Genomic DNA, 21484 nt, shown 5'->3' on the forward strand with positions numbered 1-21484 from the left:
GATGACGCAGTCGGCCGTGGTGCCCGGGGAGCCGACCGTCGAACTGACGTTGGCGCTTCGGGTGAGCACCGACTCGGAGCATGCCGCCGCGATCGCCGCGCGCCTGCTTGAGTCCTTTGAGGACACTGTCGGGTTGACCCTGACGACACGGACTGTCCAAGCGGATTCCGGGCAGGTCATCGAACTCGCCGGACGACGGCGACGCTTCGGCGAGTCCGCGCCACCACTGCGCATCGAGCCGGACTCGCGACGAGTGCTGCTGTGCGGTGAGGTACTGCAGTTCACCAAGCTGGAGTTCGACCTCCTGCTGTTCCTGAGCCGGAATCCGGACCGCGCCTTCGACCGCCTCACGCTGATGGCGCGGGTGTGGGGGCTGTCCGGCGGTAACGGGCGGACCGTGGACGTCCACATCCGCAAGATCCGCGGGAAACTCGAACCCGTGCTGGCGCCCATCACGACCGTGCGCGGGGTCGGTTACCGGTTCGACGGGGCGGGCCAGGTGTTCATCGCGGACTGAGTGACGCCGTCCGCTCGTGATCATCGACGGCAAAGTCGCGATGCCAGAATGTGGACCGTGACTCCGACCTACGTTCTCGTACACGGCTCCAACAGCGGCTCGTTCACCTGGGGCCCACTGCAACGCGAACTAGCCCTGCTCGGCCACCGCTCGCTGGCCGTCGACCTGCCCGGACATGGCTTCGCCGCCGGTTTCCCGGCGGCTTACCAGGCGCCCCAGGACCTCGAAGCGTTGTCCACGGAGCCATCGAAAATGGCTGGGGCCACGCACGCCGAGGCTGTCGACCACGTGGTGGAGGTCGTGCGCAGGGTCGCGGAGCACGGGCCGGTCGTCCTGGTCGGGCACAGCCGCGGTGGTGCCACGCTCACCGGGGCCGGCAACGCTGTCCCGGAACTGATCGACCGGATCGTCTACATCTCCGCGTGGTGCTGCGTCGACGCGACCATAGGCGAATACATGCAGGGGCCCGAGTACGCGAGCAGCGCGCTCAACGACGTCGGCGGGGTCGTCGTCGCCGACCCCGCGGCGATCGGCGCGCTCCGGATGAACTGGCGTACCGCCGATCCCGAGCTGCTGGCCGCGTTGAAGACCGCGATGCTCGAAGACGGTACTGAGCAGGAGTTCTTCGCCTACCTCAACACCCTCGAACCGGACGAGAGTCTCGATGCCGGTAGCGAACGCGCCGACGCCGCCACGTGGGGCCGGATCTTGCGCACCTACATCAGGCTCACCGAGGACCGGTCGTTGCCGATCGCGCTGCAGGACCGCTTCATCAAGGAGGCGGACACGCTCACCCCGGACAACCCCACCGACGCGCACTCGGTCGAGAGCAGCCACGTCGGGTTCTTGATCCGGCCACAGGAGGTCGCGGACATTCTCGCGGGACTCGCCTGACACCGTCACCCGCCCAAGTAGTGTTCCGCTCCGGGGGGAGGAGGAGACCCGGAAGAGATGACGGACGGACAGTTCACCAAAGGGCATCTGATCACCTTGCTGATCAGTTCCGCGATCGGTGTGGGATTCGGTGCCGGGTGGTGGTTCTTCGGAGCCTCCTCCGCCGGGTCGGCGCCGCTGGTCGTCGTGGGTGTCGTCGCGGTGCTGGCATTGGCGGGTTGGCTCGCCCTGACCGCCCGCCGGGGTGCCGGGCTGCCCTCGGGCGGAGGCCGGGAGGAAAGTCCATTCGGCAAGCAGTACGGCATCGCCGTGCTGCTGATGCTGGTGGGCATCTTCGCCGGGGCGCGGGTGCTCTCGGCGGTCTTCGAAGTGCCGGAAGCCGTGCCCGCGTGGGTGCTGTTCGTGGTCGGCCTGCACTTCTTGCCGTTCGCGAAGTTGTTCGGCTCACGGCGTTTTCTGGTGCTGAGCGCCTTGTTGTGTGCCGTCGCCGTGCTGGCCGCCGTGCTCGCGATCGTGGGCTGGGCAGCCGCGTGGCAGCTCGTGCCGGGCTTCGGTGGCGCGGTGGTGCTTTGGGCGACCGTCGCCGCCGGGTTGCTCGCCGCGGATCGTCAGGGAGCGACAAGCCCGGCTTCGTAGGCGAAAATCGTCAGCTGGACCCGGTTCGTCGCGTCGAGTTTGGCGAAGATCCGGGTGATGTGGGTCTTCACCGTCGCTTCGCTCAGATGCAGTTCCGCGCCGATCTCGGCGTTGGTCCCGCCCCGCGCGACGGCGGTGACGATCTCCCGTTCGCGTTCGGTCAACGTGGCCAGCCCGGCCTGCGCGTGGTGCCGCCGCGGGCTCATCCTGGTCGCGACGAAGTGGCCGATGAGTTTCCGTGTCGTCCGCGGCGACAACATCGCCTCGCCCGCCGCGACCACGCGTACCGCGTCGATGATCTCCTGCGGCGAGCCCTCCTTCAGCAGGAACCCGGAGGCGCCCGCGCCGAGCGCGTCGAAGACGTATTCGTCGAGATCGTAGGTGGTCAGTACGAGGACCTTCGGCGGATTGGCCAGGGCGGTGACGGCGGCGGTCGCGGCGAGCCCGTTCATCCGGCGCATCCTGATGTCCATCAGGACGACGTCGGGGGCGTGCATGGTCACCTTCGGCACGGCCTCGTCCCCGTCGCCCGCTTCCGCGACGACCCGGATGTCGTCCGTGCTGGACAGGATCATCGACAAGCCGGTTCGCACGAGGGGGTCGTCGTCGACGAGCAGCACTCGCAGTGGGCGCTGGTTCACCCGGTCAGGTTAGTGGTGTCCCCACGGCAGCCAAGCCCGGACGGCGAACGTGCGCTCCTCGGTGGGTCCGGCACTGACGTTTCCGCCGATCAGGCCGACGCGTTCGCCGATCCCGGTCAGTCCGGTGCCCGCGCCCGGTGGTTTCCCCGCGGTGACCGTCGCGGGCAGCGGATTGACGACTTCGACGACGAGCCCGTTCCCCGGCCCGCCGCGAACCGAAACCTCGGCCGCGGCGCCAGGCGCGTGTTTCAGGATGTTGGTCATCGCTTCCTGGACGATCCGGTACGCGGTCGAGCCGAGCAACGCCGGCGCGCCGCCCGCGTCGTCCAGCAGGATCGTCACGTTGACCCCCAGCCCCGCCCGGCGGGCGTTGGCGACCAGTTCGGGGATGTCCGCCAGCGTCGGCTGCGGCGGTTCGGGATGGGGCCCGTTCTCGCCGTTTCCGGCGAAACCCTGGCCGTCGCGGAGGACTCCGATGACCTGTCTCAGATCTTCGAGTGACTGGCGCGCGGTCGTGCGGACGGTCTTCGCCGCTTCCGACGTCGCGGGTCCTTTGGTGACTTCGAGGGCACCGGCTTGCAGTGACAACAGGGAAAGCCGGTGCCCGAGGACGTCGTGCATCTCGCGGGCGATCCGCGTGCGTTCCGCGCGACGGGTCATTTCGGCGCGGAGTTCTTCTTCCTTGGCCTCGCGGACCGCGAGCTTGTCCTGCATACCGCGGACGACCCCGACGGTGAGCGGCACTGCCGTCATCACGACGGCGACCGTCAGCGTCCCCATCACCTGCACCGCGGAGAACTGCTTGCCGACGATCTGCCCGGCGACGGTGACGTCGGGATGGCGGTTGGCGTCACCGAACAACGCCCACGCCGTGGCGAGATAGACCAGTACGGAGCCTGTCCACAAGAGACGGTCGCGACGGCGCGCGGCCAACGCGGCGAGGGCGATCAACGCGGCCAGCGCGTCGGACCGGAAACAAAGCGGTGGCACCAAGGCGATGGCGACGACGAGCTCCGGCCATTTGTGCCGCCAGCAGAGCATGACCGCCGCCGCGATCCCGGTGAAGAAGCCGAGCGCGGACCACCAGGTCGGGTCGAACGACCGGGTCGCCGGGAGATAACCGTGGGTGCTGAAGACGAAGATGCTGCTGATCACGCACGCCGCGACAGCCACCACGGTGAGCACCACACCGAGCACACGCCTTCCCATGCGCTGAGCGTACGCAGGCCCGCCAGGCATTTCGCATCAGCGGAACAGGTCCTTCCAGAAGCGCGATTTACGACTTTCGTCGTAACGGGTTCAAGCGCCGAGGACGACGCGGCCACCCCGCGATCGCTGGTTGTATGCCGCCTCGTTCATCCCTTTGGAAAGGAAAAACCCCGTGACCCAGCAAACCCCCTACACGCCGGCCCCGCAAGCCCCCGCCGCCCCGATGCCGCCCCGCAACGGCATCGGTGTCACGGGCTTCGTCCTCGGCCTGGTGGGGCTGGTCTTCTCCCCGATCCCGTTCGTCGGCGTCATCGCCTGGCCGCTGGTGATCCTCGGCCTGATCTTCTCGATCATCGGACTCGTCCGCGTCAAGAACGGGAAGGCCTCCAACAAGGGGCTCTCCATCACCGGTATCGCGCTGTCCGCACTCGGGCTCGTGGTGTGCGTGGTGTGGATCTTCGTGTTCAACGCGGCCGTGAACGAGGTCAACAACGAACTCAACCGCACCGCGAAGGTGTCCTACGAGATCACCGGCGACGCCACGAACGTCGAGGTCATCTACGGCGAGGTGCTCAACCCCGTCACCGAAACGGTTCCGGCGCTGCCGTGGCACAAGGAAGTCGAGAACAAGGGTGTCTACAAGGGCGGCACGCTGACCGTCAGCACGGGCGAGACCGGCGGTTCGGTCAGCTGCAAGATCACCGTGGACGGCGCGGTGGTTTCGACCAAGACCGCTTCCGGCGAATTCGCCACGGCCGCCTGCACCGGAGTGTGACGGCCGGACCGTGAAAGGCCTCCTTCGCCATTCTCGGGGTGGCGAGGAGGCCTTCGCGTTTCCGGCATGATGCGGGGCATGACCGAGTCCGTCCATCCGTTCGCCCCGCCCGCGCGGGAACGCCACTGGATCGAAACCGTCACTGAACTGGCGAAGGACTTCGCCGCGACAGCGGCAGGCTTCGACGATACGGCCGAGTTGCCCATCGCCAATCTCCGTGCCTTGCACGCCACCGGCCTCGACAGGGCGACGTTGCCCGCGGAGTTCGGCGGTGAGGACCTGAGCTACCGGGCTTACGGCGAGATCGTGCGGATCCTCAGCGCCGCCTGTTCTTCGACGGCTTGCATCTGGGTGATGCACATCGGCGCCGCCGTCGGGCTGGTCCAGCTGTCCACTCCCGAAGTCGGCCGCTTCTACGCCGGGGAACTCATCGACGGCAAGAGATTCGCCAACGCGCTGTCGGAACCGAGCAGCGGGAACATGTTCCTGATGCCGCAACAGGTCGCGGAGCCCGTCGACGGCGGGTTCCGGCTCACCGGCGCCAAGCGGTTCGTTTCCGGCTGCGAGGCCGCCGACCACTTCCTGGTCAACGCGCTCGTCGACGGAGCACCCACCTTCTTCGGCGTCGCTCCGGACGACACGATGACCTTCGTGCCCATTTGGGACACCATGGGCCTGCGCGCCAGCCGGAGTCAGCTCGTCTCGTTCGAAGGCACGGTTCTGCGGGAGGACCGCAGGTGCCCGCCGTCGGCCGCACGGCGCCCGAACCACATCGGGGCCGGGCTCGCCTTCCTGTCCCTGGGAATTGCGGACGCGGCGGAGAACGCCCTGATCACACACTCCCGCGGCCGCGTCATTCCGGCGACAGGGCAGTCGCTGGCCGAAATGCAATGGCTCCAGTTCGAAGTCGCGGATGTCCACACCCGCCTCGAAGCCGCGCGTATGTACGCCAGGAACATGGCGTGGCTGGCGGATCAGAACTCGCCGGAGTTCCTGCCCGCGACCATGACGGCGAAGGTGCTCGCGAACGACATCGCCCGTGATGTCGCCCAGCTGGCGCTGAAAGCGGGCGGTGGCTCGGGTTTCCTGCGCACTTCGCCGATCCAGCGGCTCTTCCGGGACGCGCAGGCGGGTGGGCTGATGGCCTATTCGGCCGAAGTCTGCAAGGACCGGATCGGCAAGACGGTGCTCCTGCCGCAGGACTGACCTCGGATGGCCGGCCGGGTGACGTCAAGCCCGGCCGGTCCCGCCGAAGCGGGTCAGCAGCAGCCGGTGCCGCAGTCGCAATCGCACCAGTCGTCGTTACGCATGGTCAGCCACCTCCTTCCCGGGTTCGCGGTCGGGTGGGCACCACGCGCCGGGTAGCGGATCGGCGCAGTTCGCGCCGGTCATCCCGGACAGCATGGAAGTGAGTTCGGCGCGCAGCGCGCCGAGCCGCTTCATCTCGGCGTCGATTTCGGCGAGATGGCGTTCCAGCATGGTTTCGGCGGGTTCGCACGGGCACACCCCGGTGTCGCGCACGCTCAGCAGGTCGCCGATCTCGGTCAGCGTCAGCCCGAGCCGCTGGGTGCCGCGGATGAACCGCAACCTGTCGATGACGCCCTCGTCGTAGCGCCGGTGCGCCCCGGTCGTCCGCGCCGGGGTGGGCAGCAGGCCGATGCGCTCGTAGTAGCGCACCGTGTCCGGTCGTACTCCGGCACGCGAAGTCACCTGGGACATCGTCAGCGCCGTGGTCGCTTCGGTTCGCATGTACCGAGGGTAGAACCTGGACCCGGCTCCAGAATCAAGCTCGGATTTTCGCCGGGGCTCGTGAGGAGAAGACGACGGCGCGCCGGGTCCGCATCATCGGGAAGGGTGGAAACGGCGAGAGGACGGCACGGTGACTGACTTCCGGTACGTGATCAGGGACCTCACCACGGAGGGTGAACAGGTCGACGCCCTGGTGTCCGATCTGGATGACGCGGGCTGGGCGCTTCCCACGCCGGCGGCCGGGTGGTCGGTCAAGCACCAGATCGCCCATCTTTCCTTCATCTTCAAGATCGCCGGGCTCTCCGCGGCCGAACCGCGGAAGTTCGCCGAACTGGCGAAGAGCTCGATGGCGCGTGGTTTCGACGCCGCCGTCAACGCGGCCCTCGACGACTACCTCGGGGACCCCAACGAGGTCGTGCTCAACCGGTGGCGCGCCGAACGCGACGCCGGGATCAAGGCGCTCGCCGCCGTCCCGGCGGACCAGGTGGTGCCCTGGCTGGTGAACCCGCTGCCGCCGGCCATCCTCGCCTGCGCCGGGATGATGGAACTGTTCGCGCACGGCCAGGACGTCGCGGACGCGCTCGGAGTGCGCCCGGAGCGGACCGACCGGCTCGCGTACCTCGTCGGTTTCGCCGTCCGGGTGCGGGACTTCGGTTACGAGGCACGGGGCCTGACCCCGCCGGAGCAGGAGTTCCGCTTCGAGATCACCTCGCCGTCCGGGCAACTGTGGACGTTCGGCCCCGAGGACTCGATGCAGCGGATCAGCGGCAGCGCGGAGGACTTCTGCCTTCTGGTGACGCGGCGCCGCCACCGCGACGACCTCGACGTCCGTGCCGAAGGCGCGCTGGCGGACCACTGGCTGGACATCGCGCAGGCTTACCGCGGTCCCGCGGGTGAGGGACGCAAGCCGGGGCAGTTCGACCGCTGAGAACCGCGTCACTTCCACGGCGATTACGCATCCTGGAAGTCGCGATCAACTCCACTCGGTGCGATCGTCGGTGCACACGGGGTCTAGGAGGCGATCGTGGCACGGGTGTGGTTGATCAGACACGGGGAAAGCGAGACGAACGCGGGTCTCCCGGGTGGTGACCCGGGGGCTTCGGCGCTGACCGAACTCGGCAGGCGGCAGGCCGCCGAAGTCGCCGAATCGCTGGCCGAACCGCCCAGGTTGATCGTGACTTCGCCGTTTTTGCGGGCGCGACAGACCGCCGAGCCGACGATCGCGCGGTTCCCCGGCGCGGACTGCGAGGAGTGGCCTGTCCAGGAGTTCACCTTTCTCGGCGAACTCCATGGACAGGTCACCACCACCGCCATCCGCAGGCCGTACACCGAGGCGTACTGGGACCGGGCCGATCCGCACCACGCGGTGAACGGCGCGGAATCCTTCGCCGGGCTCTTCACCCGGACTCAGGAATTCCTGGCCAGGGTGGGAAAACGAGAACCCGGGCCGATCGCCGTCTTCACGCACGGACTCTTCATCCGCGCGGTCATGTGGTCGCTGCTGACCGGGATCACCACCCCGGACAGCGAGGCCATGCGCGGATTCCGCACGTTCGCCGACACCTACCTCGTGCCGAACGGCAACATCACCGAACTGCGGTACACGCCGGGGAAGCGGATTCCGCGAGTGGTGGTCCCGCTCGCTTCCCGGTTCGCCGACCGCTAAGGCTTCAGCAGCAGCCGGAGTTCGTTCACCCCGGTCATGTTCGGGCTGGGGATGAACGACGGCGGCACGCCGGGATCGGTGCGCAGATCCGGGAACCGGTCCAGCAGGATGCCGAGTGCGGTCTTGCCCTCCAGCCTGGCCAGCGGTGCCCCGATGCAGAAGTGGATCCCGCGGCCGAAGGCCAGATGCGGATTGTGCGTCCTGGCCGGGTCGAACGTGCCCGGATCCTCGAACGTGCGCGGATCGCGGTTCGCGGCCGCGATCCAGATGGCGAGCATGCTGTCCGCCGGGATCGCCTGGCCGCCGAGTTCGACTTCGGTCATCGTGGCGCGGGCGACGAGCGCGAACGGGCTGAGGAAGCGCAGTGATTCCTCGATCGTGGCGGGCAGCAGCGCACGGTCCTCCCGGACGCGCCGGTACTCGTCCGGATGGGAATCCAGGCACAGCATCGTGTTCCCGAGCAGCATCGTGGTGGTGATGTGTCCCGCGAGCAGCAGCACGTTCGCGAAGTTGACGACTTCGTTCTGCGTGAGCTTTTCGCCGTCGACCTCGGCTTCGACCAGCTTCGTCAGCAGATCCTCACGCGGGTTCCGCCGCCTGTCGTCGACGTGCTCGGACAGGTAGTTCACCAGGTTCTTCAACTGTTCGACCGATTCGTCGGAGGCCTTCTTGTCCTCCTCGGTCTGCTTGATCAGTGACCGTTGCTGGCTGTTGTTCAGCATCGTGTCGACCCACTGCTTGAACAGGGTGCGATCGCTCGCCGGAACGCCGAGCAGTTCGGCGATGACGATCACCGGCAGCGGATAGGCCAGGCTCGTCACCAGTTCCATCGACTCCTCGCCGTCGACGGCGTCGAGGAGTTCATTCGTCAGCGCGGCGATCCGCGGTTCGAGGTCCGCGACGACCTTCGGGGTGAAGGCGTGGCTCACCAGGGTGCGCAGCTTCTTGTGGTCGGGCGGATCCATCTGGAGCAGGTTGCCGTCGACGAACAGGTCCTTGTCCGGTGCCATCTCCGGCGGGACCAGACGGACGGTGTCGGAGGAGAACACCTTGGGGTCGCTCAGGGTCTTCAGTGCCTCGGCGTGGCCGTAGACGTTCCACATGCCCGTTTCGGGGTCGAAACGGACCGGGTCGGCCGGGAATTCACCGCGAAGCCAGAACTGGCTTTCGTGGATTCCCCAGTTTTCGGCGAGTGTGGTCATGACGTGCCCCCTTCTTTTCGGGTGAAGGAGCTCGGATCAGACGGGCCCCTCTGTTCCGTCCTGCCGGTAGATCCAGGCGCGATAGGTCGAAATCAGATCCAGGAACGCCTGGGTCACCTCGGCCGCGGTGGCGGCCAGGTTCGCCGGGGACGGTTTCTCCGGCGGCTCGAAGGCCGTCCGGATGATGTGCGCGAGGGCGTCGGCCTTCTCCTCGGCGGTGAGTTCGTCGCCCTCGGTGGTGAAGCTGTCCATCAGGTAGAACCCCAGTGCCGCCGAACGCAGGACGTAGGTCAGGTTCGGGATGTCGTCGCGCAGCAGGCCCTGGTCGGTCATCGTCTTCAGGTACCGCTCGGTCACGACGGCGTCCTGATCCTGCAAGGGGTGCTTTTTCAGCCGGCCGAGCAGTTCCGTGTTGCCGGAGACGAGCGCGCCGAGCAACGGATTCCGCTGGGTGTACAGGAAGGCCGCCCGCTGGAAACGATGGGGCAGCACCTCTTCCGGATCTTCGGCCAGCCCTTCGAGGAGCGCCTCTGCGGCGCGAAGGGATTCACGCAGGAGCAACGCGTGGAAAAGGTTCTCCTTGGTGGACCAGTGCAGGTAGATCGTGCCCTTCCCGATGCCCGCCTGGTTCGCGATGTCCTCGATGGTCACCTTGCGATAGCCCAGCCGCGTCAGCAGGACGCCGGCCGCGTCGAGGATGCGATCGGCGCGGCCGGCGGTGCGGTCCGGACGTTCTGCCACGTGCGCTCCCAGCCTCTGACTTCGTGACCAAATTCGCTTATCTGGTCATCCGGTCAGTCGAACGATAGCGCCGCGGGGGCGGACCCGGCAAGGAAATCGACGTTTCCTTAACGCAGCCGGTGGGCGAGGAGGAAGCGCCAGATGACCGGCGTGGCGTCGATGACGGTCGGTGTGGCGGAGTCGTTGTTCGGTGCCGTGCTCGGCCAGACGTGCCCGGCGCCTTCGATCCGGTAGTGCTGGAGCGAGCAGCCGATCCAGCGCTGGACCGTGACGCCGGTCTTCGGGGAGTACTGGACCGGGTCGGGGAAGCAGCCGTTCCGATCCGCCCACCCGGCGAGCCAGGCCGGCAGTGTCGGCAGGCCCTTCGCGGGATTCCCGCCGTACGGAATCGTCGCGTCGGCGGTGCCGTGGAAATCGAGGATCGGCGCCGGGCGCGACGGGGCGCACTGTCCGCCTTGCGGGTAGAACGCCCCGGCGACCGGCGCGAAGGCCGCGATCCGGCCCGGCATCCGGCAGGCGAGGACGCCGACGAAGCCACCGCCGTTCGATTTGCCCGTCGCGTAGATCCGGCGGGAGTCGACGCACAGCTCCCGCTGGAGCGTGTTCAGCAGGTCGCTGGTGAAGAGCACGTCGTCGGCGGCCGCCGAATAGGGTGCGCCGGTCCAGGCCGCCTCGCCGTCGGTGCCCGGAAGTCCTTGCGGATAAACGGAAATCGCGTCATAGGCGGAGAACCCGGACAGCTCCTCCTGGTACTTCGATGTCCGCTTGTGACCGTGGAACGACAACACCAGCGGGTACTGCCGCGACGGCCGGTACCGCGCGGGTACGTGCACGGTGTACTCGCGGACCAGACCGCCGGACGTCAGGGTCCGCGATGTCGTCATGCCCGGGGGCACCGGGGACGGACGGTCACAGCCGGTGGTCGGCACCGGGCTGTCGATCGGCGACGGCGCTGCCGACGCCGGTGCGGCGAACAGGCTCAGTCCGGCCACGGCGGCTGCCGTCAGCGCGAGACGGCGCAGGGACTTCGTGGGACCAGGCACGCGATCCTCCTTGATCGGGCGACGGGGTGGTGATCAGGGTCACTCCCCGCGCCTGCCTGGTCAGCATTGTGTTCATTGTGTTTTCGGCGGCTTCGCGGGTCAGCCGCAGGCCTTCTTCGCCATGAGGACCCTGGTCAGTGCCTCATCCACCCGGGCGGCCGGGAGCTCGCCCGACGCAAGCGCTTGCTCCAGCTTGGCCAGCACCGTGTCGATGTTGCCGCCGGAGGACCACAACGCCTGGTCCGCGCCTGCCTGCAAGGCCTTGAGAACCGCCGTCGGCAGCGGGTACTGGGACGTGATCGCCTTCATCGCCCCGAGATCGTCCGTGATCACCGGGCCGTCGAACGCGTAGTCCTTCCGCAGCAGGCGGTACGCGGGCGCCGACAGGGTCGACGGCAGGCCGCCGGTCAGGTCGGGCACGTCCAGATGCCCGACCATGACACCGACCTCGCCGTACTCGCCGATGTCGCGGTAGGGCACCAGGTCGACCTTGCGCAGCGAGGTCAGTGGCGGAGTCCGCACCAAGCCCTTGTGGGAGTCGCCCGTAGCGTGCCCGTGGCCGGGGAAGTGCTTGAGCACCGGCTGCACCCCGGCGTCCCGCAACCCTTGCGCGAACGCCAGGACGTACTTGCGCGCGACCTCGGGGTTCGCGCCGAACGACCGGTCGCCGACGATGTCGCGGTCCGGCTGTTCCGTGATGTCGGCGTCGGGCGCGTAGTCGACGGTGACGCCGCGGTTCCGCATCTGACGGCCGCGTTCGGCGGCCTTCGCCCGTACCTGCGCCGGTGTCATGGTCGTGGCCATCTTCCGTGCGCTCGGCATGGCGCCGTCGAGGGCGTCGATCCGCTGGACGCGGCCGCCTTCCTCGTCGATCGCCACCGACACGGGGACCTTCGCCGCCCGCTGGACCTCGTCCAGCGCGCGGTTCTGCAGCAGGGCAGTCTCGTTGCCGCCGAGGAAGATCCCGCCGACCTGGTGATCGCGCACCAGTTTCACCGTCGCCTTCGGGTCCCCTGCGTTCACGCCGACCACCACCAGCTGAGCCAGCCGCTGCCGGGGGCTCATCTTGGCGATGACGGCTTCACAGCCCGACACGGGTACTTGCTCGGCCTTCGGTGACGGCGAGGGCGGGCTCGTGCTCGGCGGGTTCGAAACGCTGCCGCGCGGTGGTGGCACCGTTCCCGCCGGCTGTGCCGATCCGGCCTGCTCGTTCGCCGTACCGCACTGCACGCTCGTGAGCAGAACGGTGGCCGCTCCCAGGATGACGGTGGCCCATCGTTTCGTCGTCTTCGGTCGCCCGGCGCTCATCGGCTCGTTTCAGTCGTCGTCCATGCCGGTACCGACGGTAACCCCAGTTGCCCGTTCGTACGCGCTCGCATGCCTGTTAGTACCTGCTTGCGCAGCTCTCGGGCCGTGAATTACCGCCTGGTTATGGAACCGTGGGCGCGGTCAGACATGGATGCCCCGGTGCCGCCGGACGGGCCGGGGAGGAACCGGCACTTCCGCCGTGCCGGTCCCCTTGGCCGCGGCCAGCACCCTGTCCAGAACCGACAGCGAGGTGGTGAGCAAGGAGATCTGGTTCTGGATCCGGGTTTTGGCGATCTCCAGTTCGTCGGTCATCCCCGGGGAAGGCACCAAATGCGTGTCGTCCCCGGAAACACAGGGCAGGAGCTCCGCGATCTTGCCACTGCACAACCCGGCCGAATAGAAGAGCTGGATCTGCAGGACCCGGGCGACGTCGTCTTCGGTGAAGGTCCGGTAGCCGTTGACGCATCGATCGGGATGCAGCAGCCCTTCCGCTTCGTAGTACCGCAACGAGCGCACGCTCACGCCGGTCCGCTCCGCCAGCTCGCCGATCCGCATGAGTCCACATTAGCCGCGGAATCCGCGGTTGACCGTGACGCCGGTGTCAGGGTTTAGCTTCGCGTTCATGAGGTTGCTAGAAGCATTCCGCGGCCCTGCGATCCAGTTGCCGAACCGGATCGCGATGGCCCCGATGACCCGGGGACGTGCCGACGACACGACAGGCGTCCCGCATCCGCTGACGGCCGAGTACTACGCGCAACGCGCGAGCGCCGGCTTGATCGTGAGTGAAGGTGTCTGGGTCCACCGGACCGGCAAGAGCGGCCCGGGCATCCCAGGGTTGGTGACGGAACAGCAGGTCGAGGCCTGGCGTGCGGTGACCGACGCCGTCCATGAGAAAGGCGGCCGCATCTTCGCGCAGCTCTGGCACGCGGGCCGGGTCAGTCACCCCGGCGTGATGGGCCGGACGCCGGTGGCTCCGTCGGCGGTCCGTCAGGCCGGGCGGATCTTCGTGGACGACGAGTGGATGGACACGGTCGAGCCACGCGCGCTCGGTGAGGACGAGATCGGCGAGGTCGTCCAGGACTTCGCCACGTCGGCACGCCAGGCCGTCGACGCGGGGTTCGACGGCGTGGAACTCCACGGTGCCAACGGATATCTCATCCAGGAGTTCCTCGCCCGCAACACCAACCTTCGGCAGGACCGTTACGGCGGTTCCGTCGCCGCCCGGCTCAGGTTCCCGCTCGAGGTGGTGGCGGCCGTGGCCGATCAGATCGGCGCGGCCAGGGTCGCCCTGCGGATCTCGCCGGGCAACCCGGAGAACGACATCGTGGAAGACGACTGGAAGGAGGTGTACTCACGGCTGCTCGCGGAGCTTCGCCGGTACGAACTCGCGTATTTGCACGTCATCGACACCCCGGAGGCCGAGGCACTGTCTCATCTGCGGCCGCTGTGGCCCGGGACGCTCATCGCGAACCTCCGTTCCGAAGAGCCGACCTCCAGGGAGGAGGGTGAGTCCTTGATCGAGTCCGGGCTGGCCGATGTGGTCGCCTTCGGGAGGCTGTTCATCGCGAATCCGGACCTGCCCGCCCGCTTCGCGCTCGGTGCCCCGCTCGCCGCGGCGGACCACGACGTCTACTACGGCGCCCGGCTTGACGGCTACACCGACTTCCCGGCGTTCGATCCGGACTCGGCGAAGTTCGCCTGTTCGGCGCGCAGCTGATCTTCGCCGCCCGATCTACAGTGCGGGGATGGTCAAGACGGCAGTGGAGATCGCGGCGGCTGTGCGTGCCAAGGAACTCGATCCGGTCCAGGTGACCCGCGAGGCGCTGGCCCGGATCGAGGCGGCGGACGGAGTGATCGGTGCGTTCCGCCTTGTCCGGGCCGACGAGGCGCTCGCCGAGGCCGCGGCGGTGGCCGAACGCGCGGACCTGGCCGATCTGCCCCTGGCCGGGGTCCCGATCGCGGTCAAGGACGTCACGGCGGTCGAAGGCGAGTACGCCTCATGGGGTTCGCGAGCGGGTTCCTCGACGGTGTCCACAGAGGACGGCGAGATAGCGCGGCGGCTGCGCGCGGCCGGTGCGGTGATCGTCGGCCTGACCCGGGTGCCGGAACTGTGCGTTTGGCCGTCGAGTGACGGTCCGGACGGGACTGCGCGTAATCCGCGTAATCCGTCCTACGCCGCGGGCGGTTCGTCGGGGGGCAGTGCCGCGGCGGTCGCCGCCGGGCTGGTGCCCATCGCGCACGGCACCGATGGCCTGGGCTCGATCCGGTTGCCGTCCGCGATCTGCGGGATCGTCGGTCTCAAGCCGGGTAAGGACGTGGTCCGCATACCGGGGGAGAACGGCTGGTTCGGGCTGTCCACCCACGGCCCGATGACGACCACCGTGGCCGACGCGGCCGTGCTGATGTCCGTCCTCGCCGGACAACCCGGCCTGGCGGACCCCACCGACCCGAAGCGGTCCCGCATCGCTCTGTCGACTCAGGTCCCGTTGACCAGGGCGCCCTTGCCGGGAGCGTTCAGCCGAGCCGTCACGCGGGCCGGAGACCTGCTCCGCGCGTCCGGGCACACCGTCGTGCGCGGAACGCCCCGGTACACCGCCGGAGCCGTGGGAGGTCTCTTCGCGCGCTGGGTGGCGGGGCCGGCCGAGCAAGCGGACGGATACGACCTCGCCGCGCTTCAGCCCCGGACGCGGGCACACGTCCGGCTCGGCCGCCTGCTGGCGACACGGGTCCGGGAGAGCACCCGCGACCGCTGGCTGGAGCGTGCCGAAGAGTTCTTCGCCGAGCACGACGTGCTGATCACGCCCATGCTCGCGTCACTTCCGCTCAAGGCCCGCACCTGGCACCGAAGCCGGTGGCTCACCAACGTGCTGCCGTCCGTGCGCGTCGCGGGTTTCGCCGGGTTCTGGAATCTCGCGGGCTATCCGGCGATGTCGGTGCCGGTGGGCGTGCACCCGTCGGGCATCCCGGCCTGCGTTCAGCTCGTCGCCGCACCCGGCGGGGAAGCGCTCCTCCTCGGCCTCGCCGCCCAGCTCGAAGCGGCCAACCCCTGGCCCCGCACCATTCGGGGAGGGACCGCCGCCCACGTAGGTACTTATTGAGGGGTAAGGCAAAGATGTCGTGCCCCGGCGAGCGTCCGGCTGGCTGACAGAAGCCGGGCCGCGGTTCCGGGAGACACTCTTCTGAAACAAGTGTCCGGCTTGGGGCGTTTGTGCGGTTTCGCGAGGTGGTCGTGAGTGGCAAGGAGCGTTAGAACGCTCTTTACCACTCACGACCCCGTTCAGGAACGTGCGTCTCGCGAGGGAGCCTCACGTAGGTCGCCAAGTAGTGAAGGCCTCCTTCGCTACCTTGAGGGTAGGCAAGGGGACCTTCACGGCATCGAGTCGATCACGCCACGTTTGCCTTACCTCTCAAATAAGACACGGTCACTTGCGGCTGTGCCTCGAAGGCCCCCTTTGCGACGGTGAACGTCTCAAAGGGGGCCTTCGAGACACCGGACCCGGACCAGCACCGCCCCCGAAGAGAGCAAGGGACCTTTGCTATCGCTCTCCAAAAGAGAGTGACAGCAAAGGTCCCTTGCTACTTCGCGCTGGTCAGGAGCCGGTTTTGGCGGGCGACGGCTTCTGCCCGTTGGCCTTCGGACCGTTCTGGTCGCTCTGCCCGTTCTTCGGCGCAGCGGCGGCAGGCGCCGGAGAAGCGGGCTTGGCCGGGGCGGCGGCCTTCGACGCGGGAGGCTCGGCGGGCTTGCCCGCGGGCTTCGTCTCTTCGGGCTTGCTGTCGCCCCCGACGAGCTTCGAAGCGTGCGGGATCACCGACTCCTCGGGCAGTGCGGCGAGCATCGCTTCGCTGCCCTTCAGGACTTCGTCGGCCTGCAGCAGGCTCTTGCGGGCCTGCTCGCGGATCTCGGCCAGCCGTTCGACCTTCCGCTGGGCGGCCGTCGTGCGCTGGGCCGCTGTCGTCGTGGCCTCGTCGAGCCGGCGCTTGGCTTCGGCCGTGGCCTCGTCGATGCGGCGCTTGGCCTCCGCGGTGGCCTCCGCGATCCGGCGTTCGGCCTGGTTCTTGCTGGCCGTCTGCTGGTCGGTGATGTGCTTCTCGTGCGCCGCGCGCTGGGCCGCGATCGTCTGATCGAATTCGCGTTCGATCTTCCGGCGCTTGCGCTCGGCCTCGTTGTCCAGCAGTTCCCGGCGCTGGGCGGCCTCGACGGTGAGCCGCTGGACCTCGGCCCGCGTCTCGGCGAGCGCGTTTTCGTGCTCGGAGTGCAGCGCGTCCGCCTGCTTGTCCAGCTCGGCGACGAGCCGCGTGTAGCGCTCACGGAGCTTCTTCGACGCCTCGCTCGAGGACGCCCAGTGCTTCTCGGCCGCGACCTCGGCACGCTTCGTGATCTCCGCGGCGCGCGCCTGTGCGAGCGTCACGGTGCGCTGCATCCGCTCGTCGAGGTCTTCAAGCCGCTCCGGAGGCTTCTTCAGCTCCTCGATCCTGGCGTTGAGCTTCGCCACCTCGTGGCGCACGGTTTCGAGTTCACGCGTGGCCGCCGTCGCCTGCGCGATCGCGGCGTCGCGGTCGGTCATCATGCGATGCACCTGCGCTTCGAGATGATCCAGATACTGGCGCACTTCGTTCCGGTCGAAGCCGTGCCAGGCCTGGGTGTACTCGCGCCGCAGGGGCAACAGGCCGTTGTCTCGCTCGGGAACCATGGTCACGACGGTACCTGCGTACCCGGCGTCGCCGTTGCCAGGCTTCGTGATTCACCGACGTGTGTCGGCTCTCAGCTGGGATCCCTCACCTGAACGGCCGCCACCCGTGTGCGCAGTGTCACCAATGGAAGCCGCGGCTGAGCCGGGCGAGTGCGACCGCCGCCCGTGACAGATGCTGCTCGCCCTTCCCGATTTTCAGCCCGCCGCCGCCACCCGCGGCCGCGGAGTCCGGGAACACGCGGAAACCTTGGTAGGCCACGGCATCCGTGAGTCCGGGGGTGAGTGTGTAGGCGAGACCGATCGCCTGCCCGGCGGGCGTGCCGATGTGCTTCGGGCGGTCTTTCAGCGCCTTCATCACCATGTCCGCCGCCTGATCCGGCGATTTCGTCGGAAACGCGTCGTAAATCTTCGTCGGCCGGATCATCGGGGTGCGCACGAGAGGCATGTGGATGGTCGTGAAGGTGATTCCGTCACCGTGGGTCTCGGTCGCGGCGATCCGGGAGAAATAGTCCAAAGCGGCCTTCGACGCCGCGTACGCCGAAAAGCGCGGCGCGATTCCCTGCACGCCGATCGACGAGACGTTGACGATGTGCCCGAATTTGCGCTCGGACATATGTGGCAGCACCGCGAGGATCAGCCGCACCGCGCCGAAGTAGTTGATCGCCATCGCGCGTTCGTAATCGTGGAACCGGTCGTACGAAAGCTTGATCGACCGGCGAATCGACCGGCCGGCGTTGTTCACGAGCATGTCGATCCGGCCGTGTTCGGCGAGCATCGCGTCGACGGCCTTGTGCACCGATTCCTCGTCGGTCAGGTCGGCCGGGTACACCGACGCGGTGCCGCCCGCGGCGATGATCTCGTCCCGCACTTCTTCGAGTTCGTGCTGGCGCCGCGCCACGAGCAGGGGCACACCGCCCGCCGCCGCGACCTTGATCGCGGTCGCCCGCCCGATCCCCGACGACGCGCCGGTGATGATCACGCGACGGCCGTCCAGCTCGCCGCGAGGGCCGTGCTTGCGGGCGCGGAACGGGTCCAGGTGCTCACGCCAGTAACGCCACAGCGTGGGCGCGTAGTCCTCGATCCGCGGCACCTCGACACCCGAGCCGATGAGCGCCTTGCGCGTCGACGCCGACGAGAACACCGACGGGAAGGCCATGGTCTCCAGCAGTACCGGCGGGATCCCGAGCCGCTCCAGCACGGCGTCGCGCGCGATCGTGAAACCGGGGATGTGCTCGCTCAGTTTCACCAGGTTGACGATGCCTTTGGACACGCGTTCGTTGAGCTGCACGGAGATCGTCGGCGCGCCCGCCGCCTTCGCGAAGGCGTTGTACACCGAGACGACCGGCTGCGGTTCCGGGTTGACCAGGTGGAACGCGCGCCCGTCGAGTCCCTTGGTGGTGACCAGCGCGAGCAGCGACTCGGCGACGTAGTCGACCGGGACGACGTTGGTGTCGCCGAGGTCGGGGCCGACGATCGGCAGGTCGGGAAGGCCGGCCAGCCTGCTGATCGCGGGGAACAGGTAGTACGGGCCGTCGATCTTGTCCATCTCGCCGGTCTCGGAGTTCCCGACCACGACCGCGGGCCGGTACACCCGCCACGGCACGTCCTGCTGCTCGCGCACCAGGCGCTCCGCCTCGAACTTCGTGCGGTGGTACGGCGTGACGAGCCGCTGGCCGACGTCGAACATCTCCTCGGTGAACATGCCCTCGTGGTCACCGGCGACGGCGACCGAGGACACGTGGTGCAGGCAGCCGGCGTTCAGGTCGGCGGCGAGCGAGATCACCTGCGCGGTGCCTTCGACGTTGGCCTTGATGCTGGCTTCGTCGTCGGCGGTGAGGTCGTAAAGGGCGGCGAGGTGCACGACGTTGTCGACACCGCGAAGCTTCTCTCGATCCTCTTCGCTGACGCCGAGCAGAGGCTCGCCGAGATCACCGGTGACGAGGGTGACGCGCTCCGGATGCGGCCAGGAGTTGACGAGTTTCGCGAGTTTGTCCTGTGAGGACGGGCGGACGACGAGCGCGACCTTGTCGACGTCCTCCCTGGTGAGCAGCAGCCGGGTGAACTGGCGCCCGATCAGTCCGGTCGCCCCGGTCACCAGAAAAGTCGCCATCTGCTTCACCCTTCACCGTGTTCGCCCGCGTCCACCGGCATTCTGCTGCATCACGACGACGCTGACCACCATGGCGCCGGTGAAGTTACTCACGGGTAACTAGGCCGGGTCGGCGATGACGACCCGGTTCTCGGCATAACCGGTCTCCCCGCCGACCCAACGGCCGCCGCAGGTGACGAGGACTATCCGATGTGGACCGGACTGGCCGAACAACTCGTCGGCCCGCTGCGGCAGTTCGTTCTTCTTCAGCGTGATCAGCTGGGAAACCTTGTACTGCCAAGACTTCCCCGTCTTGTCGACCACGGTGACCGCGCCGCCGATCCGGTCGTTCCACAGTTCCGCGAACGGACCCGTCGCGCCCTTCCAGTTCACGTGCCCGGCGAACACGCTCGCCCCGGTGGCCGAACTCAGTTCCGCGCCCCACCAGGTCACCTCGCCGAGGTTCTCCGGCACCGGAAGCTCCGCACCCGGCCCCAGTTCCTTGCGCACGAGTTTCGCCGCGCCACCCGCGGGCAGCCTGATCGTCCCCGGACCCTGCGGTTTCGGGGCTTCGGGCTCCTTCGACGGCGGCGGCGGGGCCGTGGCCGGGGTCGTGGGGACGATCTCCGGCGGAGGCGCGACCTCCTGCTGCGCGGGCGCGGCCGGTGCCCCGCCCGCGACGGGGACGGAGACGGGCTGGGCCGTCCCCGCCACCACCGTCGTCGGCGGCCAGATGATCAAGGCCGCGACCAGGTCCGCGCACAGGACCGTGACGGCTCCCAGCGCGAACCCGCGGCGTACTGACATTCCGAACCCTCTTAGCGTCGCGAAGACCGCCGCGCGGCCACGCCCACCGAGATCGAACCGAGCAGCGCGAGCGCGCCGACGCCGAGGATCCCGGCGGTCGACGCCGAATTCTCGACGGTGCCCTGCATCATCGCCACCGGCCGGTCGCCGGCGGGAATGGTGCGCGGTACCTCGTTGGGCGTGTTGGCGACCTTGAGCGCCAGCGTCTCACCCGGCTTGACCTCGCCGCAGGCGGACGGCGGATTCTTCGGGTCGAACGCGTTGGTGTAGCCCGGCGGCGCGCTGACCTCGATCACGCAGATCTCCTGCGGGGTCCGCAGGTTCTCGACGGTGACCGTGCCGTTCTCGCCTTCGGTGGTGACGACGGCGGGCTTGCCGTCGGTGCCGTTGAGCGGCTTGCCGTCGTGGCCGACCGCCGCCGCGGTCTTGTCCTTGGCGGTGATCCGCAGCGCCGCGCCCGCGATGCCCTTGCCGGTCTTCGCGTCGACCTTGCTCACCTGGACCTTGCCCGGCTTCGAAACGACCGCGACACCCTGCGCCTTCAGTTCCTTCTCGCCGCCGGTCGAGACGACCTTCTGCACCCCGGTCTCGACCGGGAACTGCACGTACGGCCGGTCCGCGGGGGCGGACAGCGAACTGGCCAGCTTCGGCTGGTCACCCGTCGGCGTCACTTTGACCGTGACAGTGCCGTCCTCGCCCGTCTTCACCGTGGTGGCCTTCTCGGCCTTGGCGGTCGACGTCGAAGCGGGCTTCGTGCTCTCACCGCTGTCGATCGTCGCGTTCGACGGGGTGAGCTTCACCGGTACGCCGGAGACACCCTTGCCCTTGGCGTTCTTGACGCTGATCGTCCACTCGCCCGCGGTGCCGATGTGCTGGTCATCCTTCGGCGGCGCGATCGCGGTGCTCCACGGTCCGCGGTTGGCCTCGGCGTCCTTGGTCAGCTTCTCGACGGCCGTGGCGGCGTCGGCGTGCTGCGCCTTCAGCTTGTCGAGGTGGCTCTGGACGTCGTAGCCGATCTTCTCCGCGGGCAGGGCGGGATCGAGATCCGCGGCCGAACGCGGCTTCGAGGTCCACGAGTGCAGCAGGTGCGCGAGCGCCGCCGCCTCGGCCTTGTCCTGGGTGCCGCCGTAGCGCAGCAGCAGGTAGGAGATGTTGGCCGCGGTGTCCTCGGGGAGCTTCGCGCCCCACTTGTCGAGGAGTTCGTCACCGGGCTCGTACTTCTCGTTCGTGTCCGGCGCCTTCAGCTGGAAGGAGACGCAGAACACGTGCTTGCCGTTGACGACGTAGGAACCGAGCCAGTCCCGTGCTCTGGGTTTCTTGTCGACAGTCTGACCGGGCGTGACTTCGTAGCCGACGCCCTCCTGCTTGGCGGCCGAGGCCGGTGTCGCCGCGACGGTGGCGGACAGCGCGCCGAGCAGGCATGTCGCGATCAGGCTGGTCAAGGCGCGCGAACGCACGCTCGGGCGTGTGGTCCACCCCATGGTGTGTTGACTCCTTTGGCCGTGTTCTGCCGTCG

Annotated in this window: 21 protein-coding genes; 9 read left to right on the top strand and 12 right to left on the bottom strand. The window is 68.3% G+C overall.

What is annotated here, in order from left to right; translation table 11 throughout:
- Position 1: 1 nt before the first annotated feature.
- Genes SD37_RS05890 through SD37_RS05900 form a run of 3 tightly spaced genes read left to right on the top strand, consistent with a single transcriptional unit; the run spans position 2 to position 2047 of the window.
- Positions 2-517 carry a winged helix-turn-helix domain-containing protein gene (locus SD37_RS05890; RefSeq protein WP_044852188.1) on the top strand — a complete coding sequence of 172 codons (516 nt, stop codon included), beginning with the start codon at positions 2-4 and terminating at the stop codon, positions 515-517.
- Between the two features lie 57 nt (positions 518-574).
- Positions 575-1411 (top strand): alpha/beta fold hydrolase, encoded by an 837-nt coding sequence (locus SD37_RS05895; RefSeq protein ID WP_044852769.1) that lies wholly within the window; start codon positions 575-577, stop codon positions 1409-1411.
- Between the two features lie 57 nt (positions 1412-1468).
- Positions 1469-2047 carry a DUF7010 family protein gene (locus tag SD37_RS05900; RefSeq protein ID WP_044852189.1) on the top strand — a complete coding sequence of 193 codons (579 nt, stop codon included), beginning with the start codon at positions 1469-1471 and terminating at the stop codon, positions 2045-2047.
- Here the strand turns inward: SD37_RS05900 and SD37_RS05905 are convergent.
- The gene (locus tag SD37_RS05905) at positions 2020-2667 is read right to left on the bottom strand and encodes a response regulator (RefSeq protein WP_044852190.1); all 648 of its coding nucleotides are present in this window, start codon (positions 2665-2667) and stop codon (positions 2020-2022) included. The two genes, SD37_RS05900 and SD37_RS05905, sit on opposite strands and share 28 nt — an antisense overlap.
- Positions 2668-2697: 30 nt before the next feature.
- Positions 2698-3897 carry a sensor histidine kinase gene (locus SD37_RS05910; RefSeq protein WP_174567824.1) on the bottom strand — a complete coding sequence of 400 codons (1200 nt, stop codon included), beginning with the start codon at positions 3895-3897 and terminating at the stop codon, positions 2698-2700.
- Positions 3898-4120: 223 nt separating this feature from the next.
- Between SD37_RS05910 and SD37_RS05915 the strand changes: the two genes are divergently transcribed.
- Positions 4121-4672: a DUF4190 domain-containing protein gene (locus tag SD37_RS05915; RefSeq protein ID WP_044852770.1), complete on the top strand. Its 552-nt coding sequence runs from the start codon at positions 4121-4123 to the stop codon at positions 4670-4672.
- A gap of 78 nt (positions 4673-4750) precedes the next feature.
- Complete coding sequence (locus SD37_RS05920) at positions 4751-5878, top strand: acyl-CoA dehydrogenase family protein (RefSeq protein WP_044852771.1); 1128 nt, start codon at positions 4751-4753, stop codon at positions 5876-5878.
- A 96-nt stretch (positions 5879-5974) separates the two neighbouring features.
- On the opposite strand, the gene SD37_RS05925 is transcribed toward SD37_RS05920, so the two are convergent.
- Positions 5975-6421: a MerR family DNA-binding protein gene (locus tag SD37_RS05925; protein WP_044852192.1), complete on the bottom strand. Its 447-nt coding sequence runs from the start codon at positions 6419-6421 to the stop codon at positions 5975-5977.
- Between the two features lie 130 nt (positions 6422-6551).
- Here SD37_RS05925 and SD37_RS05930 point away from each other — a divergent pair, with 130 nt between their 5' ends.
- Entirely contained in the window at positions 6552-7349 is a 798-nt protein-coding gene (locus SD37_RS05930; protein WP_044852193.1) for a TIGR03084 family metal-binding protein, read from the top strand.
- Positions 7350-7454: 105 nt separating this feature from the next.
- Positions 7455-8087, top strand: coding sequence for a histidine phosphatase family protein (locus SD37_RS05935; RefSeq protein WP_236725279.1), 633 nt, complete (start codon positions 7455-7457; stop codon positions 8085-8087).
- On the opposite strand, the gene SD37_RS05940 is transcribed toward SD37_RS05935, so the two are convergent.
- From SD37_RS05940 to SD37_RS05960, 5 genes are all read right to left on the bottom strand, one after another.
- Positions 8084-9289: a cytochrome P450 gene (locus SD37_RS05940; protein WP_044852195.1), complete on the bottom strand. Its 1206-nt coding sequence runs from the start codon at positions 9287-9289 to the stop codon at positions 8084-8086. The genes SD37_RS05935 and SD37_RS05940 overlap by 4 nt on opposite strands.
- A gap of 36 nt (positions 9290-9325) precedes the next feature.
- Positions 9326-10030, bottom strand: coding sequence for a TetR/AcrR family transcriptional regulator (locus SD37_RS05945; protein ID WP_044852196.1), 705 nt, complete (start codon positions 10028-10030; stop codon positions 9326-9328).
- A gap of 107 nt (positions 10031-10137) precedes the next feature.
- On the bottom strand, positions 10138-11073 hold the full coding sequence (locus SD37_RS05950; RefSeq protein WP_044852197.1) for a CE1 family esterase: 936 nt from the start codon (positions 11071-11073) through the stop codon (positions 10138-10140).
- A 99-nt stretch (positions 11074-11172) separates the two neighbouring features.
- Entirely contained in the window at positions 11173-12381 is a 1209-nt protein-coding gene (locus tag SD37_RS05955) for a glycoside hydrolase family 3 N-terminal domain-containing protein (protein ID WP_044852198.1), read from the bottom strand.
- Positions 12382-12522: 141 nt separating this feature from the next.
- Positions 12523-12936 carry a MerR family transcriptional regulator gene (locus SD37_RS05960; protein ID WP_044852199.1) on the bottom strand — a complete coding sequence of 138 codons (414 nt, stop codon included), beginning with the start codon at positions 12934-12936 and terminating at the stop codon, positions 12523-12525.
- A gap of 67 nt (positions 12937-13003) precedes the next feature.
- On the opposite strand from SD37_RS05960, the gene SD37_RS05965 reads away from it, so the two are divergent.
- Together SD37_RS05965 and SD37_RS05970 are read left to right on the top strand one after the other, a co-directional pair.
- Positions 13004-14098, top strand: coding sequence for an alkene reductase (locus SD37_RS05965; protein ID WP_044852200.1), 1095 nt, complete (start codon positions 13004-13006; stop codon positions 14096-14098).
- Positions 14099-14126: 28 nt separating this feature from the next.
- Positions 14127-15479 carry an amidase gene (locus SD37_RS05970; protein WP_044852201.1) on the top strand — a complete coding sequence of 451 codons (1353 nt, stop codon included), beginning with the start codon at positions 14127-14129 and terminating at the stop codon, positions 15477-15479.
- Positions 15480-15971: 492 nt separating this feature from the next.
- Here SD37_RS05970 and SD37_RS05975 read toward each other — a convergent pair whose 3' ends face one another.
- The 4 genes from SD37_RS05975 to SD37_RS05990 all read right to left on the bottom strand — a co-directional run bounded on the left by SD37_RS05975 (position 15972) and on the right by SD37_RS05990 (position 21449).
- A complete protein-coding gene (locus SD37_RS05975; RefSeq protein ID WP_044852202.1) occupies positions 15972-17072 on the bottom strand; it encodes a coiled-coil domain-containing protein in 1101 nt (366 codons plus the stop codon).
- Positions 17073-17190: 118 nt separating this feature from the next.
- Complete coding sequence (locus SD37_RS05980; protein ID WP_044852772.1) at positions 17191-19182, bottom strand: SDR family oxidoreductase; 1992 nt, start codon at positions 19180-19182, stop codon at positions 17191-17193.
- A gap of 99 nt (positions 19183-19281) precedes the next feature.
- Positions 19282-19968 (bottom strand): class F sortase, encoded by a 687-nt coding sequence (locus SD37_RS05985; protein WP_044852203.1) that lies wholly within the window; start codon positions 19966-19968, stop codon positions 19282-19284.
- An 11-nt stretch (positions 19969-19979) separates the two neighbouring features.
- Positions 19980-21449 (bottom strand): SpaA isopeptide-forming pilin-related protein, encoded by a 1470-nt coding sequence (locus tag SD37_RS05990; protein ID WP_044852204.1) that lies wholly within the window; start codon positions 21447-21449, stop codon positions 19980-19982.
- Between the last annotated feature and the right edge of the window lie 35 nt (positions 21450-21484).

Source organism: Amycolatopsis orientalis (assembly GCF_000943515.2).
In the GTDB taxonomy this organism is placed as follows: Bacteria; Actinomycetota; Actinomycetes; order Mycobacteriales; family Pseudonocardiaceae; genus Amycolatopsis; species Amycolatopsis orientalis.

Bases quoted from the DNA above. Each gene is read 5' to 3' on its own strand.
- SD37_RS05960 (WP_044852199.1), bottom strand. From the start codon at position 12,936: ATGCGGATCGGCGAGCTGGCGGAGCGGACCGGCGTGAGCGTGCGCTCG.
- SD37_RS05975 (WP_044852202.1), bottom strand. From the start codon at position 17,072: ATGGTTCCCGAGCGAGACAACGGCCTGTTGCCCCTGCGGCGCGAGTAC.
- SD37_RS05890 (WP_044852188.1), top strand. From the start codon at position 2: ATGACGCAGTCGGCCGTGGTGCCCGGGGAGCCGACCGTCGAACTGACG.
- SD37_RS05990 (WP_044852204.1), bottom strand. From the start codon at position 21,449: ATGGGGTGGACCACACGCCCGAGCGTGCGTTCGCGCGCCTTGACCAGC.
- SD37_RS05980 (WP_044852772.1), bottom strand. From the start codon at position 19,182: ATGGCGACTTTTCTGGTGACCGGGGCGACCGGACTGATCGGGCGCCAG.
- SD37_RS05965 (WP_044852200.1), top strand. From the start codon at position 13,004: ATGAGGTTGCTAGAAGCATTCCGCGGCCCTGCGATCCAGTTGCCGAAC.
- SD37_RS05970 (WP_044852201.1), top strand. From the start codon at position 14,127: ATGGTCAAGACGGCAGTGGAGATCGCGGCGGCTGTGCGTGCCAAGGAA.
- SD37_RS05955 (WP_044852198.1), bottom strand. From the start codon at position 12,381: ATGAGCGCCGGGCGACCGAAGACGACGAAACGATGGGCCACCGTCATC.
- SD37_RS05915 (WP_044852770.1), top strand. From the start codon at position 4,121: ATGCCGCCCCGCAACGGCATCGGTGTCACGGGCTTCGTCCTCGGCCTG.
- SD37_RS05940 (WP_044852195.1), bottom strand. From the start codon at position 9,289: ATGACCACACTCGCCGAAAACTGGGGAATCCACGAAAGCCAGTTCTGG.
- SD37_RS05920 (WP_044852771.1), top strand. From the start codon at position 4,751: ATGACCGAGTCCGTCCATCCGTTCGCCCCGCCCGCGCGGGAACGCCAC.
- SD37_RS05900 (WP_044852189.1), top strand. From the start codon at position 1,469: ATGACGGACGGACAGTTCACCAAAGGGCATCTGATCACCTTGCTGATC.
- SD37_RS05925 (WP_044852192.1), bottom strand. From the start codon at position 6,421: ATGCGAACCGAAGCGACCACGGCGCTGACGATGTCCCAGGTGACTTCG.
- SD37_RS05910 (WP_174567824.1), bottom strand. From the start codon at position 3,897: ATGGGAAGGCGTGTGCTCGGTGTGGTGCTCACCGTGGTGGCTGTCGCG.
- SD37_RS05985 (WP_044852203.1), bottom strand. From the start codon at position 19,968: ATGTCAGTACGCCGCGGGTTCGCGCTGGGAGCCGTCACGGTCCTGTGC.